Annotated in this window: 16 protein-coding genes and 1 other RNA gene; 5 read left to right on the top strand and 12 right to left on the bottom strand. The window is 28.4% G+C overall.

The annotated features are described in order from the left end of the window. Positions 1 to 34 precede the first annotated feature (34 nt). Together VBM86_RS00915 and VBM86_RS00910 are read right to left on the bottom strand one after the other, a co-directional pair. The gene (locus VBM86_RS00915; protein WP_323189547.1) at positions 35 to 940 is read right to left on the bottom strand and encodes an SPFH domain-containing protein; all 906 of its coding nucleotides are present in this window, start codon (positions 938 to 940) and stop codon (positions 35 to 37) included. Positions 941 to 1,110: 170 nt separating this feature from the next. Next, positions 1,111 to 2,982 carry a ribonuclease J gene (locus tag VBM86_RS00910; protein ID WP_323189546.1) on the bottom strand — a complete coding sequence of 624 codons (1,872 nt, stop codon included), beginning with the start codon at positions 2,980 to 2,982 and terminating at the stop codon, positions 1,111 to 1,113. 219 nt (positions 2,983 to 3,201) lie between these two features. Between VBM86_RS00910 and VBM86_RS00905 the strand changes: the two genes are divergently transcribed. The 3 genes from VBM86_RS00905 (at position 3,202) to ffs (ending at position 5,301) form a co-directional block, all read left to right on the top strand. Further along, complete coding sequence (locus tag VBM86_RS00905) at positions 3,202 to 4,479, top strand: hypothetical protein (RefSeq protein ID WP_257088777.1); 1,278 nt, start codon at positions 3,202 to 3,204, stop codon at positions 4,477 to 4,479. A gap of 1 nt (position 4,480) precedes the next feature. Beyond that, positions 4,481 to 5,191 carry a pseudouridine synthase gene (locus VBM86_RS00900; protein ID WP_257088779.1) on the top strand — a complete coding sequence of 237 codons (711 nt, stop codon included), beginning with the start codon at positions 4,481 to 4,483 and terminating at the stop codon, positions 5,189 to 5,191. 15 nt (positions 5,192 to 5,206) lie between these two features. Beyond that, positions 5,207 to 5,301: signal recognition particle sRNA small type (gene ffs, locus VBM86_RS00895), an RNA gene on the top strand. 129 nt (positions 5,302 to 5,430) lie between these two features. Here the strand turns inward: ffs and rplL are convergent. Both rplL and rplJ read right to left on the bottom strand, forming a co-directional pair. Further along, positions 5,431 to 5,802 carry a 50S ribosomal protein L7/L12 gene (rplL, locus tag VBM86_RS00890; RefSeq protein ID WP_257088781.1) on the bottom strand — a complete coding sequence of 124 codons (372 nt, stop codon included), beginning with the start codon at positions 5,800 to 5,802 and terminating at the stop codon, positions 5,431 to 5,433. A 31-nt stretch (positions 5,803 to 5,833) separates the two neighbouring features. Continuing rightward, the gene (gene rplJ / locus VBM86_RS00885; RefSeq protein ID WP_257088783.1) at positions 5,834 to 6,331 is read right to left on the bottom strand and encodes a 50S ribosomal protein L10; all 498 of its coding nucleotides are present in this window, start codon (positions 6,329 to 6,331) and stop codon (positions 5,834 to 5,836) included. 458 nt (positions 6,332 to 6,789) lie between these two features. On the opposite strand from rplJ, the gene VBM86_RS00880 reads away from it, so the two are divergent. Next, positions 6,790 to 7,443, top strand: coding sequence for a hypothetical protein (locus VBM86_RS00880; RefSeq protein ID WP_323176545.1), 654 nt, complete (start codon positions 6,790 to 6,792; stop codon positions 7,441 to 7,443). Between the two features lie 117 nt (positions 7,444 to 7,560). Here VBM86_RS00880 and rplT read toward each other — a convergent pair whose 3' ends face one another. The 3 genes from rplT to infC all read right to left on the bottom strand — a co-directional run bounded on the left by rplT (position 7,561) and on the right by infC (position 8,712). Next, positions 7,561 to 7,911: a 50S ribosomal protein L20 gene (gene rplT, locus VBM86_RS00875; RefSeq protein WP_257088787.1), complete on the bottom strand. Its 351-nt coding sequence runs from the start codon at positions 7,909 to 7,911 to the stop codon at positions 7,561 to 7,563. Positions 7,912 to 7,973: 62 nt separating this feature from the next. Further along, complete coding sequence (rpmI, locus tag VBM86_RS00870) at positions 7,974 to 8,162, bottom strand: 50S ribosomal protein L35 (RefSeq protein WP_257088789.1); 189 nt, start codon at positions 8,160 to 8,162, stop codon at positions 7,974 to 7,976. A gap of 1 nt (position 8,163) precedes the next feature. Then, a complete protein-coding gene (gene infC, locus VBM86_RS00865; RefSeq protein WP_416234920.1) occupies positions 8,164 to 8,712 on the bottom strand; it encodes a translation initiation factor IF-3 in 549 nt (182 codons plus the stop codon). Between the two features lie 472 nt (positions 8,713 to 9,184). Here infC and whiA point away from each other — a divergent pair, with 472 nt between their 5' ends. Beyond that, complete coding sequence (gene whiA, locus VBM86_RS00860; protein ID WP_323189545.1) at positions 9,185 to 10,057, top strand: DNA-binding protein WhiA; 873 nt, start codon at positions 9,185 to 9,187, stop codon at positions 10,055 to 10,057. A gap of 70 nt (positions 10,058 to 10,127) precedes the next feature. Here the strand turns inward: whiA and VBM86_RS00855 are convergent, their stop codons facing one another. The 5 genes from VBM86_RS00855 to VBM86_RS00835 all read right to left on the bottom strand — a co-directional run bounded on the left by VBM86_RS00855 (position 10,128) and on the right by VBM86_RS00835 (position 17,709). Continuing rightward, positions 10,128 to 11,981, bottom strand: coding sequence for a transglutaminase-like domain-containing protein (locus tag VBM86_RS00855; protein WP_323189544.1), 1,854 nt, complete (start codon positions 11,979 to 11,981; stop codon positions 10,128 to 10,130). A 554-nt stretch (positions 11,982 to 12,535) separates the two neighbouring features. Continuing rightward, the gene (locus VBM86_RS00850; RefSeq protein ID WP_257088799.1) at positions 12,536 to 12,961 is read right to left on the bottom strand and encodes an MscL family protein; all 426 of its coding nucleotides are present in this window, start codon (positions 12,959 to 12,961) and stop codon (positions 12,536 to 12,538) included. Positions 12,962 to 13,102: 141 nt separating this feature from the next. After that, the gene (gyrA, locus tag VBM86_RS00845) at positions 13,103 to 15,541 is read right to left on the bottom strand and encodes a DNA gyrase subunit A (RefSeq protein WP_416234934.1); all 2,439 of its coding nucleotides are present in this window, start codon (positions 15,539 to 15,541) and stop codon (positions 13,103 to 13,105) included. Positions 15,542 to 15,865: 324 nt separating this feature from the next. Then, positions 15,866 to 16,585: a pseudouridine synthase gene (locus VBM86_RS00840; RefSeq protein WP_323177386.1), complete on the bottom strand. Its 720-nt coding sequence runs from the start codon at positions 16,583 to 16,585 to the stop codon at positions 15,866 to 15,868. Continuing rightward, entirely contained in the window at positions 16,585 to 17,709 is a 1,125-nt protein-coding gene (locus tag VBM86_RS00835; RefSeq protein WP_323177385.1) for a nicotinate-nucleotide adenylyltransferase, read from the bottom strand. The genes VBM86_RS00840 and VBM86_RS00835 overlap by 1 nt, the downstream gene beginning before the upstream one ends. Positions 17,710 to 17,712: the final 3 nt, after the last annotated feature.

Raw genomic sequence — 17,712 nt, 5'->3', positions numbered from 1 at the left:
TGTTTTTAATAATTACACTGTTCATTTTTAATTTCTATTTGTTTGCTTTAGTTTCTTCTCTAGAAGGTAAATCTAAAACTTCTTTTGCGACTGACATTGATTTAACAACATCTGCTAAGTTAGGTGGAATAATGATTTTTGTAGCATGACCATTTGCAAGTTTTTCTAATTGTTCAATGCTTTGTAATTGTAAGTATTCAGTTGAAATGTTTGCGGTTGTAATAAGTTCAATCGCTTGTTTCTTACCTGTCGCTCTTTCAATCATACTTTCTTTTTCTGCTTTTGCACGTAAGATTGTACTTTCATATTCCCCTTGCGCTCTAAGAATTTTACTTTCTTTTTCAGCACTAGCTTCAAGGATTTGAGCTCTTTTGATACGTTCAGCTTGCATTTGTTTTGTCATAGCTTCTTGAACTTCTTTTGGTGGAATAATGTTTTGAATTTCAATTCTTTTTACTTTAATTCCTCAAGCATCTGAAGCTTCATCTAAGATTTTAGTTAACTTAGCGTTAATAATTTCTCTGGATGTTAATGCTTCATCGAGTTCAAGTTCACCGATTAAGTTTCTAAGTGTTGTTGATGTTAAAAACTCAATAGCTAAAAATGGATCTTCAGCTCCATAAGCAAATAATTTTGGATCAAAGATTTTTAAATATACTGTTGTGTCCACTTGAATAGTAGCGTTATCTTTTGTAATAACGTGTTGAGCAGGGTAGTCAAAAACTTTTTCCTTAAAGTTATTTTTAACTCTGATTTTATCAATGTAAGGAGCCATAAAGTTTACACCCTTAGTCATTGTTTTCTTGTATTTACCAAGTCTTTCAACAATACAAAAGTTAGTTTCACTAACAATTCTCACTGAAAGACAACTTGTAATCACAAGCATTACTACAGCAAGCACTGCAACAATTATAATCACAGCAATGATAATACCTGACATATAACCTCCTTAATAATTTGGTTATTTTAATTATACTCCTTTGATTTATATACCTTATATTATTCGAAAAGTTTGCTTAAAAATATGGAAAATTTACATAAAATTTAGGATTTTATTTTCGCAAAATAAAAGCACATAGAGTGTTTATCTATGTGCTCAAGTGTTATTGGTTAAATTTCATCTTCTTCATCAATTTCTAATTCATCGTTTTCAACTTCACCAAAAATTGATTCTTTAACCTTAAGTAATTGTTTCTTCTGTGATTTGCTTAAATTCTTTGTTGTAGGATCATTTAATTGTTCATCAATATCTAACTGTTTACCGAAGTTAAGTTTAACTTTAGCTAATTTTTCATCAGTTGGTTCGTCAAGGAACATAATTGTAGGAATGATAATAGGATTTCTACGTTTTTCTTTGTAGAATAATGTGCTTAATCTATCTTGAATTAATTTTTCCAAATCTTTAACAGATCATTCTGGATTATTTTTAATGTAGTATAGAACTGCACCGTGAGCAACTCTCCTTGTTTCTTCAATTAATTGTTTAGAAGTTTTCACAAAGAAGCTTCCTCTTGTTACAATTTGAGGTCTATTAACGATTGCATTTTTGTTTCTATCAATTAAGAAAACAATATTAACAAATCCACTATCTTTAAGTTTTGCTCTTTCTTGAAGCATTTTTTCTGAAATGTTTAAAACTGTGTTTCCATCAATGTAAATAGGACCAAAGTTAATTGTTTTATTAGTTGGCTTAATAACATTATTGTACATTTCAAACACTTGACCTTTTTTAGGTATTAAAACATTTTTAGGATTAACTCCATTTTTAATAGCTGTTTGTCCGTGAACTAAACACATTCTATAGTCACCGTGGTATGGAAGGAAATATTTAGGTCTAGTTAATTTAAAGATTTTATCATGCTCTCACTCATAAGCGTGACCTGATGTATGTAAGTAACCATCAACACCATTTTCTTTAATGATTGCACCTAATTTGTAAAGTCTATTTGTAAGTAACTCGACAACCATTCTGTTTCCAGGGATTGGACTTGATGAGAAAATAACCATATCACCTTTTACAATTTTAATTGTTGCATGTTTACCATAACTCATTCTAGATAATGCAGCAAGTTCTTCACCTTGAGAACCTGTTGTTAAAACAACAAGGTCTGAATCTTTGATGTTAGGCAAGTCTTTTTTATCAACAATCACACCATTCGGAACATTGATGTAACCTAATTTTCTACCAATTTTAATCCCTTGGATCATTGAACGACCGAATGGAATAACTTTTTTATCTAATTTAACAGCAAGCTCAATAATAACTTTAACTCTTGTTAAGTTAGAAGCAAATGAAGTGATAATAATTTTTCTTTTTGCGGCACGCATATGACGTTCCAAGTCAGTTAAGATATCTGATTCACTAGGTGAATGCTCAGGTCTCATGGCATTAGTTGAATCTGATAAAAGAACCGTGAGTCCTTCTTTACCGATTTCATCTAATCTTGCAAAGTCTGTATAGTTTCCGATTGGTGTATAGTCAAATCTAAAATCTCCTGTACACATAAGTGAACCGTTTGGTGTAGTCAATCTAACACCAAATGCATCCGGAATTGAGTGTTGAGCGGTTCAAAAGTCAGCTCTACATCCATTTGCAAACTTATAAACATCTGATTTATTGATTTCAATAAAATCAATTTTTCTTGTAATTTTGTGCTCTTCAAATTTAAGTTTTAAATATTGAATTGCAATTCTTGGAGCAAAAATCTTTTTGATTTTTGTTTGTTTAACTAAATAAACAACACCACCAATGTGATCTTCATGTCCATGTGTAATGAATAAACCTTCAATTATTTTTCCAGGTTGATTTAAGTATGAATAGTCAGGAATAATACCTTTAACACCAGTGTTGTAAGTGTCTGCAAATTTAATCCCTGAGTCAATTAAGAAAATATGATTCATATGCTCTACAACTAATGTGGATTTACCGATTTCTTCAACACCACCTAAACCAAATATGTAAGTCGGTTGTTTCTCTCTCATATTACCTCCAAAATATGAATAAATAATGTAATTTTTAATCAAATTATTTAAATAAAATAATGTTAAATACATATAAATATGTATTTGCTTGCTATATTATAAACTATTATTAGTTTATATCATGACAATATCGAATTTTATTATAAAAATAAGTGTTTTAAGATAGCGAACTCTAAAAATAAATATAAAATTTAATTAACACTATTAATAAGGAGAAAAATGTATAAATTCGGTAACCTAAATATCCAACTTAAGGATGTGAATTCAATATTAAAACACAGCAAAATTAATGAAATTATTAAAAAAGTTAACAGTATTCATAACAACTTAGTTTTAAATTTTCAAAACACTGACGATGAAGAAACTAATGTGCTTAAGTATATTGATGATAATCTTGAATTTAACTTAGAGTTAATTAAAGCTAAAGTTGAATTTTTAAAATCTACCAAAATAGATACATTAGTTGTAATTGCTGATGGAGAATCATATTTAACTACTAAAGCGATTTATGATTTTATTTTTAATAATTATTTAAATAATAAACCTGCTTTTAATATTATCTTTACACAAAACAACATTTCTCCTGAAGTTTTAACAAATCAACTTTCTTCATTAATAGGGCAAAAATTTGCTATCTATTACATTTCAAAGAGTGCAATTTCTATTGAAAGCTCTGTTTCATTTAGAGAATATAGAAAACTACTTGAAGCTAACTTAAAAAAAATCGATAGTATTGAAATGTTAAATGCACTTATTACAGTCGCAAGCACTGAAGCAGATAATATACTTAATAAGATGGCTAAAATTCATAATTATTTATTCTTGAAATTACCTACAAACATACCTGAAAGATATGTTTCAATATTTGATTCATCATCATTATTTGTACTTGAATTCTTGAATTTTAATTCAAGAGAATTAATCGAGACATTTGTCTCAATTATTGAAAAGACCTTGAACACACCAATAAAAGAAAATATTGTGTTCCTTACAGCTATTTTTAGATACATTTTTGCAAGATACAATAACAAGACTGTTGAAGTTATTAATGATAATGATTTTATATTAGATTCCTTTGTTGAATACGTTTGTTCATTATATAACTCAAGTGAAAATAAAGAGAAAAAAGGTTATTTAACAATTAAGGATTCTGTTAATAATACAAATAGTTTGGATAGCGATTTTTCAATCACAACAAATATTGTATTTAACAATAAAAAATACAACTTAAATCAAGACAATAAAAAATTCGACCAGCTAGGTCTCCTAGGTACAAAAGGTGAAAATCAACCTAATTTTAATATTAAAAATAATGCATTTGATAATAATGATTTAATTATTGAATTTGATGAAATTTCAATCAATAATTTAGCTCATTTATTTGCTTTCTTCCAGTTTGTTGCAATCTTATCTTCATTGTTATTTGGAGTTGACCCATTATCTCAACCAGGAGTAGAAGTTTATAAACACAACATTTATAATGCTTTACTAAAATAATATGACCAGATTAGATAAATGACTTTCATTTAACTTAAACATCAGTAGAACTGATGCTAAAAAGTTAATTTCCTCTAAAAGAATTAAAGTTGATAACAAAGTGGTTAAATCAATTATTAATATAATCAATGAAGAAGTTTGTTTGGATGATAAATTAATTGTTCCTAAACAAGAATTTATTTATGTTTTACTAAACAAACCTGCTCACTACGTTTGTGCAAATTACGATAACTTAAATAAAACTGTTTTTGAATTATTAGACAAAAGCATTAACTCATATAAAGATATTCACACAGTTGGAAGATTAGACAAAGACACTACAGGGTTACTATTAATAACAAATGATGGACAATTAACTCACGATTTGCTTTCACCTAAAAAACATGTTGAGAAAACTTACTATGTTGAAGTTGATAACAAAATTGACCAAAACTTAATAACTGAATTTGAAAAAGGTTTTGACATAGGAGACAATGAAATTGTCTTACCTTCAAAACTTCAAATTCTTTCAGATAATTCTGCAAATCTTACAATAAATGAAGGTAAGTACCATCAAGTTAAAAGAATGTTTAAACATTTTGATTTAACAGTGACTAAATTACAAAGAATTTCATTTGCTTTCTTAGACATTAAAAACGAAACACTACAAGAAGGTCAGTTTAGATATTTAACTGAAGATGAAATTTTAAAATTAAAAAATAGAGAATATTAAAAAATGGTGTTATAATATTTAAGCCATCAGAACAGTAACCCACTAACCTGGTCAGGACAGAAATGTAGCAGCCACATGAGGAAGTGCTGTGTCTGGTGGTTTTGTTTAGATATTTTTAAAGAGAGTCTCACGTACAGCCATGAGCTCTCACTTTTTTTATAGTTAATGAGATAAAAAAGAAAAACCTTACAGATTTTGTAAGGTTTTTTAATTATAAATTTGAATTAATTGAAGTTATATTATTCAACTGAAACATCTGCACCAGCTTCAACTAAAGCTGCTCTAATTTGTTCAGCTTCTTCTGGTTTAATGTTTTCTTTAACAACAGCTGGTAATGTGTCAACGATTTTCTTAGCATCCATTAAAGCAACACCTAATAAGTCTTTAACAACTTTAATGATTGCAACTTTTTTACCGTTGTCAGCTTTTAAAACAACTTTAACGCTTGTTTTTTCTTCTGAACCACCTTCAGCAGGAGCTGCAGCAACAGCAACAGCAGCTGTAGGGTCGATTCCGAATTCTTCTTTCATAGCGTCTACAAGTTCCATAACTTCTTTAATTGACATTTCTTTTAATGATTCGATGAATGTTTCTTTTGTTAATTTAGCCATAATATGTTTCCTTTCAAACTAAATATTTTTATTATTCTGTTTTACCTTCACTTACTAATTTAAGTGATAATGAAATTTGTTGTAATGGTGCCATCATTGAACGTGCAAGAATTCCAAGTGCTTCTTCGTATGTTGGAAGAGTAGCAACTTCTTTAACACCTGCAGCGTTGATAACTTTACCTTCAAATGTTCCAGCTTTTACAACTAATAATTTGTGAGTTTTAGCATATTTTGTAAGTAATTTAGCTGCTGACATATCGTCATTGTTTGAGAATGCGAAAATGTTTGGACCAACTAAGTATTCTGCTAAGTCAGCAAATCCTGTTTGTTGTGCTGCTAAGTTGAATAAACGGTTTTTGTAAACTTTGATGTCAACACCAAGTTTTTTAGCTTCTTTTCTGAAATCTTCTAATTCAGAAACTGTTAAACCACGGTATTCAGCAAAAGCAACAGCTTTAGAGTTTTGAATTTTATCAACAATTTCTAAAACAACTTCTTTTTTAGCTGCTTTTAATTTTGATTCTGACATACTTGTGCCTCCCTTCAAAATCTATTACGCAATACAATTTGAACAGGAATGAGATACACTCGGTAACAAATTAAGTATAAGCATTTATACAGTTACTGTCTATATGTATTGCTTTTATATTATATAGCATAACTTAAAAATTAAAATAATACTTTTGATACTTTTATACCTATAGCATAGTAATAAAAGTAGTTTTATGAAATAAAATTAAATTTTTAATTTTCTAATGTTATTAGTAAATTTTGCTAATCAAAAAAATTGTAATTTTCCTATTTTTCACATTTTGTGAAAATTTCAGCTATTTCTTTTTGTTTTTAAATTTTGTCTTTATAATTCATTTACAGCAATCAGAAATTAATCAATTTCTATCGTTGTTTTTATTTCAAATTTAGATTGATAAAACGCATAATTTAATGCACTATTAACAATAAATTTATATAGATTTACAAGGAGACAATATGAGCAAAAATAAACACGTTATTATTTTAATCAATGGAAAAAGACGTAGTGGAAAAGGTTTATTAAGTAATGAACTTTCAAAACAATTAAAACCTCAATTTGAAGATAACACACACATTTTATCTTTTGCACAACCAATTAAACAAATTACTCAGCCAATCTTAGATGAAATTAATTGAAATGGTCAAGACAAAGAAATTGTTAGACCACTTTGAATTGCTATGGGGGAAGTCGGAAGAAACATCGATACAAACATTTGATGTTCAAGAGTTTTTGAAAAAATTAAATCAATTGCTAGCGAATCTTCTAAAGCAGGTAAAAGCAGTTTATTCATCATTGATGACTTACGTTTCCCTAATGAGCTAGAATACTTCAAAGGAAACATTAATTCAGTTAGAGAAATGGTTTCACCTGATGATGAAGTCAAAATTGTTTCAATCAGAATTGAAAAATACTTTGACCCTGAAAAATTTGTTAAAGGTGTTGATGACAACTCAACTGAAACAAGTTTTGATAAATTAGTAAACATTAGTTTCGATCATATTGTTCCTCAAAATACATTAATAGATTGAGAATGAAAACCAATCTTTGCTAATGTTGATGTTACAGCTAAAAGTATCATTAGAAACTTTGTTGACAAACCTCAAAATTAATTTATATAGCTTATATACTATCTCGGAAGTTTATTCTGAGATTTTATTTTGTAATTTTAAGACATCAAAAAGCAAAATAAAACACATCCATTCGGATGTGTGAATAGCAATTTAAAATTAAGCTTGTTTTGCAATATCAACTAAAACTGCAAATGTTTTTGGTTCATTGATAGCTAATTCTGAAAGCATTTTACGGTTAATTGTAACACCTGCTCTTTTTAAACCGTTAATAAATCTTGAGTAACTCATTCCTTCTGCTCTAACTGCGGCGTTGATACGAGCGATTCATAATTTACGGAAGTTTCTTTTAACTTGTTTACGGTCTCTGAAAGCGTATGTTCAAGATTTTACAACTGCTTGTTTAGCAACTTTGTAACCGATTGATTTGTGTCCAAAATATCCCTTAGCTAATTTTATTCATTTTTTACGTCTTGCTCTTGTAACTGTTCCACCTTTAACTCTTGCCATAATTTAATTCCTTTCTTAAATAATGTTAATTATTATCTTGTTTATGAATTAACTTAACAAGATTAGATTAAAGCTTTAAATCTTTTAAGGTCTGATTTAGACATAAGAGCAGCTTTACGTGAGTGACGTTTTTGTTTTGTAGTTTTGTTTTGTGCTAAGTGTGAACGGTAAGCTTGTTCTCTTAAGATTTTACCTGTTCCTGTAACTTTAATACGTTTTTTTAACGCACTTTTAGTTTTCATTTTTGGCATTTTATTCTCCTTCTTTAGCATCTTGATCTTTTGATTCAAGATTCTTTTCTTTTTGGTATCTAAGTACTTTTTGTTTATTTGGTTGGAGATTCATGTCAAGGAAACGATTATTGATTAATTTAGGTTCTGATGTGATTTCAGCAATATCTTCTAATGTTGCGAAGAATTTTTCTAAAGTCTTGATTCCTAAATCTTTCATCAATAATTCACGTCCTCTTAATTTTAATGAAACTTTGATACGATCACCTTTTAAAAGAAATTCTCTAGCTTTTCTACTTTTTGTAAGTAAATCATTTTCTCCAATCATCGCGGTTAATCTAACTTCACGATTTTGGATAATTGTTTGTTTTTCTTTTAGTTCTTTATTTTTCTTTTTACGGTCATATTTAAATTTACCGTAATCAAGAATACGACAGATTGGTTTAGGTTCAACGCTTATTAAAACTAAGTCCATTCTCTGGCTTTTTGCCAATTCAATTGCTTCAGATGTGTACATTACACCAATTTTTTCTTGATCTGCTCCAATTACAAAAACTTGTTTGAATGGAATATCAGAATTTACGTAATGTTCTGAAGGTGTTTTCTTTCCTTTTGCTTGAATAATATACTCCTTAAATAAATGTTAAGTAAAAAAGTGGTTACCCACTTCCTTGTTCTACTAAAAAAGGTATCAGAATTTTTGATACGTTTAATTGTAGCTAAACCCAAGACTATGGTCATCAGGTGAGAAGTGTCTTCTACTTTTCTGCAATTTAAACTTTTATATTGCTTTTTAATTTTATCAAAAAAATATTTTTTGATTAACCTTACATATAACTATGTTATATGTTAGTTTTTAACCAATATACCTATGTGTAAGGTGAAAAAGTTTTAGAAATTTTATTTATGCAAATAATTACAAATAAATTTATTTTATTTGACTGTCTAAATCCAACTTTTATATGCATTTTTATGAACTAAAAATATTGCTTATTTGTTAAAAAATAACTTACATAAAATATTATATTTTTTATAATTAAACTATGAATAAAGAACATAAAACATCGTTTAGTTGAGAGTTGAAAAAAGAAGTTATAAACAACTTATCTAAACCACACGAAATTAAGAGGTTTTTAAGTGGTTTACTTTTTTGTGCTGCAGAAGTTGAAAAAGAGTTTTATGTTCTCAAAATCAAAAATGAATATCTTTATTCAAAATTGCTTAGAAAACTTGAAAAAATTAATATTAAACCAATCATTAATCTAAAATGAAAAACTAAAATCTTAATTAAGATTTCTGACTTTGAAATGATTGAGGAAATTGATTTTAAAGATTCACTTACAAGTTTTTTTGCTGGTGTATTCTTTGGGAGTGGTAGCATCTCAGGAAAATCATCAACTTCATACCACTTAGAAATTTCTTCACATAATCCTGGACACTTAGTAAAAATTCAAGAAAAACTAAATCAATATGACTTTAATTTCAACTTCTTGAATAGAAATAATAAATACATAATTTACCTTAAAAATAAGGAAAAAGTTATTGACTTTTTAGCAGCTATTGATGCTAAAAAGTCTTGGTACAAGCTTCAAAACATAATTATTGCTCGTGACTTTGAAAATGTTGTTAACCGTATTAATAATATCGATATGAGTAATATTAATAAGATTGCAAAGAGTACAATTAAGCATATTGAAAATATTAACTATATGTTTGAAAATGGATTAGATATTCATTTCACAGACAATCAACTTGTTTTATTTAGATTAAAAGTTGAAAATAAATGATTGTCACTTCCTGAATTATCAAATTTACTTAACACTGAACATAATATGTATGTTTCAAAAAGTGGAATAAATCACTGATTTAGAAAACTTAATGAAATTGTTTCAGAACACAAGAATGCTAAAAAATAGAGTTTTGCATCTCGATAACTTGAGATGTTTTTTTAATCAAAAAGCAGACATTTTAGTCTGCTTCAATATTTTATTGATCTTGTAAATTTAAGTCGAATAACTTAACTAATTTGTTTTCTGAATTTTGATCTCCAAATGAAAACTCGAGTTTGTTTTCGTTTTGATTTAGGTAGATAAAGAAGTTTTTGTAGTCTCCACTATATGCAAATTCTTTTTTAAGTCCATGCGTTTTAATATTGTATGAATAAATATAATTTCCATTGTAATTTTTAGCCATAAAGAACATTTTATCCCCATGCATTGCGGCTTTTGGTAAAACTTTTAAACTTAATCCATTAACTAATGAACCAAATTCATCAACTGTATGAATTGAGTTTTCAATATTTTCAATTGGGATAGTTTTGTTTGTTTCAACGTATTGTAATTTAGGTTGATTATCTTTTATCGAAACAAAATACAACTTATGATTGTTATAGTTTAATGATGAAATTTCTTCTCCATTTGCATACATATCTTTAAGTTTGTAAACTCACTTATTAAATAATGAATTGTGCATTTCTTGAGAAATAAAGTTAATTGCTTCATTTGAACCATCATTTGGTTTTAAATCAAATAATGTGAAATCTGTTGTAACTGCATTTTGATAATTAAAAAAGTTTTTCATTTCAAAATCTAAATCGATTTCACCTGATTTTCCTAGAGGGAAGTATTTTTCAGCTTTTCCTGTATCTGCATGTGTTGGATCAGTTGAGAACCATTTACCATCTTCATTTTGGATATTCAATCAAGTATGGTAGTCACCTTGCATCACTTTGTATGGAATATTTACATTAGATAAAAGTAATGCCATTTGATCAACATAATGTCTACATACACCTTTATGTTCTATGTAAGCAAAGTCAAGTGAGTTCATTGTTTCTGTACCTGGTTTAGTTTTATAAATTAAGTTTTCTAAAACGTATTTACCTAGCACATAGACTTTTTCATAAGTATTCATTGAGTTATCGACTAAACTAAGCGCATTTTCAACATATTTATCAACAACTTGATTCATATCATTTCTTCTAAAGTCATTTGCATTTATTAAAATTCCATAAACTTTATTCTCTGGTGTAACTTCAAATGAAATTGCTGATGTTGCAACTAACGAAATTTGTTTGAAATTTCTAAAACCTGATTTTAAGAAATCTTTAACAACTTCATAATATGTATCAGCAGGAATTAAATATCCATTTTTATCATAATTGATTCTTCCATTTAATTGTTTGTAGTTTTCATCATTTGAATGATCTTCATTTTTATCTGCAACAACTCTTTGAACAACTTCTTTGAAATGTTCTCTAACTTCATCAATTGTCATTTCAGATTTTAATGAATAAGTAGGAGGATTTATCGCAGCTAATTGCTTATTAAAACCTTTAACAAATGTCGAAAACATTTTGTTAATTTTTGCATATTCTTCTTTTGCAGACTCTACATTATTTCCTACTACAGTATCTCACCCATCAATTACTGTATTAATTTTGCTAAAAATCACATCGGCAAAATTTTTGTAAGATCCATATTGCTCATCAGTTCCTTCAGGTCTAGCCATATGAAATACAAATGATTCAGCACGTCCTTTATAAACATTTGCATAATTGTTCAAGTAATTGTTAAAATCAACTCTTGTTTGCTCAATTTGTGATTTATATGATTCAACACTATTTAATTTTTCTGGAGCATCCGGTTCTGGTGTTACTGGATTTGGTTCTGGATCTAGTGCAGGAGCAGGATTTACAGGTTTTGGTTGTATTAGCGTAGGTTTTTCTGACTCAGCAGGCGTCGGCTCTTCAGTATTTTTATTACCACAAGAAATTGCTGAAATCAACAAACTTGTTGCAGGTGCTAAAAATAATAATTTAAATAAACTTGATTTTTTCATAAGTCTCCATCTGTAAGTAAAAACAAATAATTACTTTACTTACTCTTTATATAATTAAATGATATAACATTTATTATATTTTTACCTAATTAATTAATTTATTCTAAAAACTTAATAAATTAATAAAAATAAAGAAATTTAAATCCATGGATTTATATTGAATTGATTGTTTTCCTTACAGTCTCAAAATCTAAACGTTTTTTTAAAATGACCAGTCTTGGAAACACCTTTAAATGCAGAACATAAATAATTACATTTATTAATTCTTAAATCTTCAATTTTCTTATTAAATTCATCCTCAATTTAATTATAGACCGTTGGTTATTGCGAAGATTTATTTCTTACCCCCACGTCACATAGGTTTAAACAACTATTCGTCACTGTCATAGGTTTAAAAGTATTAAAAATAATAAAAAACATGAATGATATAAACTCTAATTTTCAATATCGAAAATATCTATTGACCATTATTTATTTTTCAATTTGAACTTCATTTGAAAAAGTCACAAAAAACTACCTTGTTAATTAGAAGGTAGCTTTTCATTTTGCATAAATTATTTTTTATCCATTTTGTCATTAAGTTTAACTAATTCTTTTAAGATTAATTCTTCTGTTGTAGGTTTAGCTGGAGCTTCAACAACTGCTGGTCTTTTGGCAGCTTTGTGAGCTGCAATAGCGTTAGCAATTAAGAAGTATCCTAATAAAATTGCAAATACAACAAATGAAACAATAATAAATGTTAATAATGCAGCTAAGAATTTTCCGTAAAGAACACCATTTGATTCCATTTTTGCTAATTCGTCAAATCCTAATACTTTAGAAATTGGGTTCATAATAATATCGTTTGCTAATGAAGCAACTAAAGCACTGAATACTGCTCCTAAAATGAAAGCAATGGCTAATAATAAAATGTTTCCACGTTTTAAATTGTTTTTAGCATCAACTAATGACTTTTTGAAAATTGAAGGTTTTTTAGACATTTCAATTCCTTTCCAAATTAAGTTTTTTATATATTTTTGTCGTTTTGTATTTTAATAAATTAACTACGCTATTATACCTTTTTTAACTTAATGCAAGCAATAAAAAAATAATGCTAATTTACTTTAGCATTATTGTATTTCTTAATTATCTTGTGAAATAACTTCAACAGCAACGATTGAATCGTTTTCTTTTAAGTTAATAATTTTTACACCTTTAGCATTTCTTCCTGTTTCAGAAATTTGGTTAATTTGAGTTCTTATTGTTGAACCTGATGATGTAATTACTAAAAGCTCATCGTTTGTATTAACAAATCTAGCAAATACTAAGTTTCCAGCTTTGTTACTATCAATGCCAGCAACTCCTTTAGAACCTCTTCTTGTTAATCTAAATTGTTCTTTATCTGTAAGTTTTCCAAATCCTTTTTCACCAAGTGTAAGGATTAATGAACCTTCGCTATCTGAAGAAGCTGATACAACTTCTTGATTATCATCAAGTTTAATTCCCTTAACTCCTAATGAATTTCTTGAAAGTGGTCTAATGTCATCAGATTTGAACATACATACATTTCTGTAGTTGTTTGCAATTAATACAGATTCTTCATTTCCTATCACAAATGCTCTAACTAACTGATCGCCTTCTTTTAATTTAAATGCAATAAGTCCATTTTTTCTAATGTTTGCAAATAATTTAAGATCAGATTTTTTAAACATACCTTGTTTAGTTACAGTTACTAAATATTGATCATCTGAGAATTTATCAACATTAAGAATTGAGATAATTTTTTCTCCATTTTCGACATCTAGTCCTGAAAGAATGTTTACAAAAGGAACTCCTTTTGATTGTTTTGAACCTTCTGGAATTTGGTGCCCTCTTAATGCATAAACTTTACCGATGTTTGAGAATAATAATAAGTTTGTATGTGTTGATGCATGAATAATCATTGCAATATCATCATCTTCGTAAGTTTTCATACTTACTGAACCAACTCCACCTCTACGTTGTGTGTTGTATTCATCTAAGTCGATTCTCTTTACATAACCTTTTGAGCTTGATGTAATAACAATTTCTCTTTCATGGATTAAATCTTCATCTGAAATAACACCAACAGCTGATTCATCAATAACAGTTCTACGTTTGTCATTGAATTTTTCTTTGATTTCTTCAAGTTCTAAAACAATTTGGTTAATTAATTTTTCTTCTGAAGATAAAATGTCTTTGTAATGAGCGATTTCAACATTTAATTCACTAATTTCAAGATCCATTTTTTCAATGTTTAATCCTGTTAATCTGCTTAAACGCATTTCAAGGATAGCTTTTGTTTGTCTTTCAGTTAAATCAAATCTGCTTGATAATTTTTCTTGAGCTTCAGCATCTGTTTTAGATTGTTTAATTATTTTAACTACTTCATCAATGTTTGATACAGCAATTTTTAATCCAGCTAAAATATGAGCACGTTCTTCTGCTTTATTTAAATCAAATTTAAGTCTTCTTGAAACAACATCTTTTTGGTGTTCAATAAACACTTGAAGAGCTTGTTTTAAGTTTAATGTTTTAGGTTCTCCATTAACAATAGCAACTAAGTTAAAGTTGAATGATGTTTGGATATTTGATTTTTGGAATAACTTGTTTAAAAGAATGTGTGGATTTACACCTTTTTTAACATCAATAACTAAACGAATACCTTCTCTGTTTGATTCATCTCTTAAGTCTGTAATTCCTTCAACAACTTTTGCTTTGTGTAATTCAGCAATCTTTTCAATGATTGTAGTTTTTTTAATTGCATAAGGAATTTCTCTAATAATAATTTTTGATTTTCCATTTGGTTGCTCAATAACTTCACATTTTGAACGAACAGGAATACTTCCTCTTCCAGTTTCATATGCTTCTAAAATTCCTTTTGTTCCAAGGATAATTGCGCCAGTTGGGAAGTCAGGGCCTTTAATGTATTGCATTAATTCTCTAACTGTAATTTCAGGATTTTTAGCAAGAGCAATAGCTGCATCAATTGATTCACCTAAGTTGTGTGGTGGGATTTCAGTTGCCATACCAACAGCGATCCCTGATGAACCTGAAACAAGTAAGTTAGGAAATCTTGAAGGTAATACTGTAGGTTCCTTTTCACTTCCATCATAGTTATCTACAAAATCAACTGTATCTTTTTTAATTCCTTCTAACATTTCAGAAGCAATTTTAGACATTCTTGCTTCTGTATAACGCATAGCAGCAGCTGAGTCACCATCGATTGAACCGAAGTTACCATGTCCATCTACAAGTGGATAACGCATTGAGAAATCTTGAGCCATACGAACCATAGCTTCATAAACTGATAAATCACCGTGTGGGTGATATTTCCCTAAAACATCCCCTACAATACGAGCTGATTTACGATGTTGTGAACCAGGAGTAATTCCTAATTCTGACATATCGTAAAGAATTCTACGGTGAACCGGTTTAAGCCCATCACGTGCATCTGGAAGAGCACGTGAAACAATAACACTCATAGAGTACTCAAGAAATGATTGCTTCATTTCGTTATCAATAACAATTGGAATTAATCCCTCTGTTGGTGACTCAATGATTTGAGATTGAACTTGATATTCATCATTGTTTTGAGGTAATTCTTCCTCTTCTTCAACTTGCTCAACTACTGGTTGTTTTTTCTTGAAGATCATTTTGTTATTTTCTTCATATTCAAATTCTGTATCGTCTGAAGCTTTTAATGTAACATCAATTTCTTCAATTAATTTTTTGTCTTTGTCTTTATTGTCTATCATACAAACTCCTAACAGGATATATTTAAATGTAATTTAAATATATTATATATTTTTTACAAATTTATATAACATACATTATTTTTACCTTTTGCAGTAGTGTGCAAGCTTTAAAAGTAAAAAAAACAAAGACTATTTTTTAGCCTTTGGTTTGTTTACTCACGCTTTTAAAGTTTTAACTTCTTTTATTGTAAGTGGTCTATATTTTCCTACAGGAATGTTTTCAACTGTAATTCCACCATATTCAACTCTTTTAAGATTGATAACTTCTTTATCAACTAATTTGAATAATTCCTTAACATGATGGTAAGTTCCTTGTGTTAAAACAACAAAATAACTTTTTGATTCAATGTGAATAACTTGTTGGTTTGAAAATTTTTTGTTAATAATTACAGGTTTGTTTAATTTAGCTAATTCTTTTTTATCAAGCGGTTCATTTAATCTTGCTCTATAAACTCTTACAACTTCATATGATGGGTGCATTAATTTGTTAGCTAAATCTCCATCGTTTGTAAGAATAAGAACTCCGGTTGTATCATAATCTAATCTACCTACAGGAAAAATTTTGTAAGGTGTATCAATTAAATCAGTAACTTTTGCTCTATTGAAATTATCTTTAAGTGTACATACAGTTTTTGGTGGTTTATTTAGAACAAAATAAACTTTTTGTTCTTCACCATTAATCGGTAACCCATCAACTAAAATTTCATCATTAAATGAAGCTTTGTCACCTAATTTAGCTATATAACCATTAACAGAAATTCTTCCATCTAAAATCATTTGTTCAGCTTCTCTTCTTGAAGCAACTCCTGCTTTAGAGAGAATCTTTTGTAATCTTTCTTGCATTTGCATTAGTTACCTTCTTTCAAATCTATATCTAAAGGCGATTGACCACTTCTGTATTTGTTGTATAAAGCAAGTTGCTTATCTGAAAAGACAACTCCTTTATTAATGTTGTAATCATAAGCATCTTGAACCGCTTGTGAAAATCCTGCTTTTAAATCTTTTAAAGCTAGAGCTCTTACTTTTTGGATACCAGGATACTTTCTTCCTTGACAAATTTTGTCAGCTATATAAACCACAATATCAAGTGGTGTCATATTTTCTCTCATAGACGTGTGATATTTAACTGCATTTAAAATATCTTCATTTTTGATTTTCAAAGCGTGTTTAAGAATTAAGTAACCAGTGTATTGGTGTAACATATGGTTTTCAAAACCATCTAATAATTCAGGTTCATTTTCTTTAATTATTTGCATTGAAACTTCAGGATCAATTTCTTTTGCAATGTCGTGAACTAATCCTGCAAAATAAGCGTCTCTAGCAGATAGTCCATGTGCTTTTGCAAGTGCAACTGCAAATTCAGCACAAGACATAGAGTGCTTTGCTCTAAGTGCAGTAAGTGTATTGAAAATAATTTGCTCTATATATAATCTGTGTTCTGCAATGTAATCTGCAACAACTTCTGGAACAAAGTTTAATTCACCTTTTTTATATAAAGTAGATGATTCAGGTCTAATTGGGTTATTTAAAATTAAAGCATTATATTTTTTTGCATAAATTTTGTTGAAATTGTTACTTCTTTTGAAAACAACAATTTTTGCAAGCTTACAAATTTCATCAATATTTTTTCATTTATTAAGTGACATTAAGTTGTCTGAACCAATGAGCAAGAATAATTGGTCATTTTTGTATTTGTTTTTAAAGTATTTAAGTGTGTCAATTGTATAACTAACTCCACCACGTTTAACTTCAAAATCAGATACTTCGATTTTATCTTCACCATCTGTCGCTAATTGAATCATTTTAATCCTGTGCTCACCTGAAGCAATTTTTTTAGTTGTCTTAAATGGTGATGAATATGTAGGAACAAAAATTAATTTATCTAAATTAAGTTCATTTATTGCATATTTAGCAATTTCTAAATGACCCTTATGAACTGGATCAAATGAACCACCAAAAATTCCTATTTTCATAAT

Origin of the sequence: Mycoplasma sp. 21DD0573 (genome assembly GCF_034863425.1) — a bacterium.
Taxonomy (GTDB): domain Bacteria; phylum Bacillota_I; class Bacilli_A; order Mycoplasmatales; family Metamycoplasmataceae; genus Mycoplasmopsis.
This window is presented reverse-complemented; position numbering and strand designations above follow the sequence as displayed.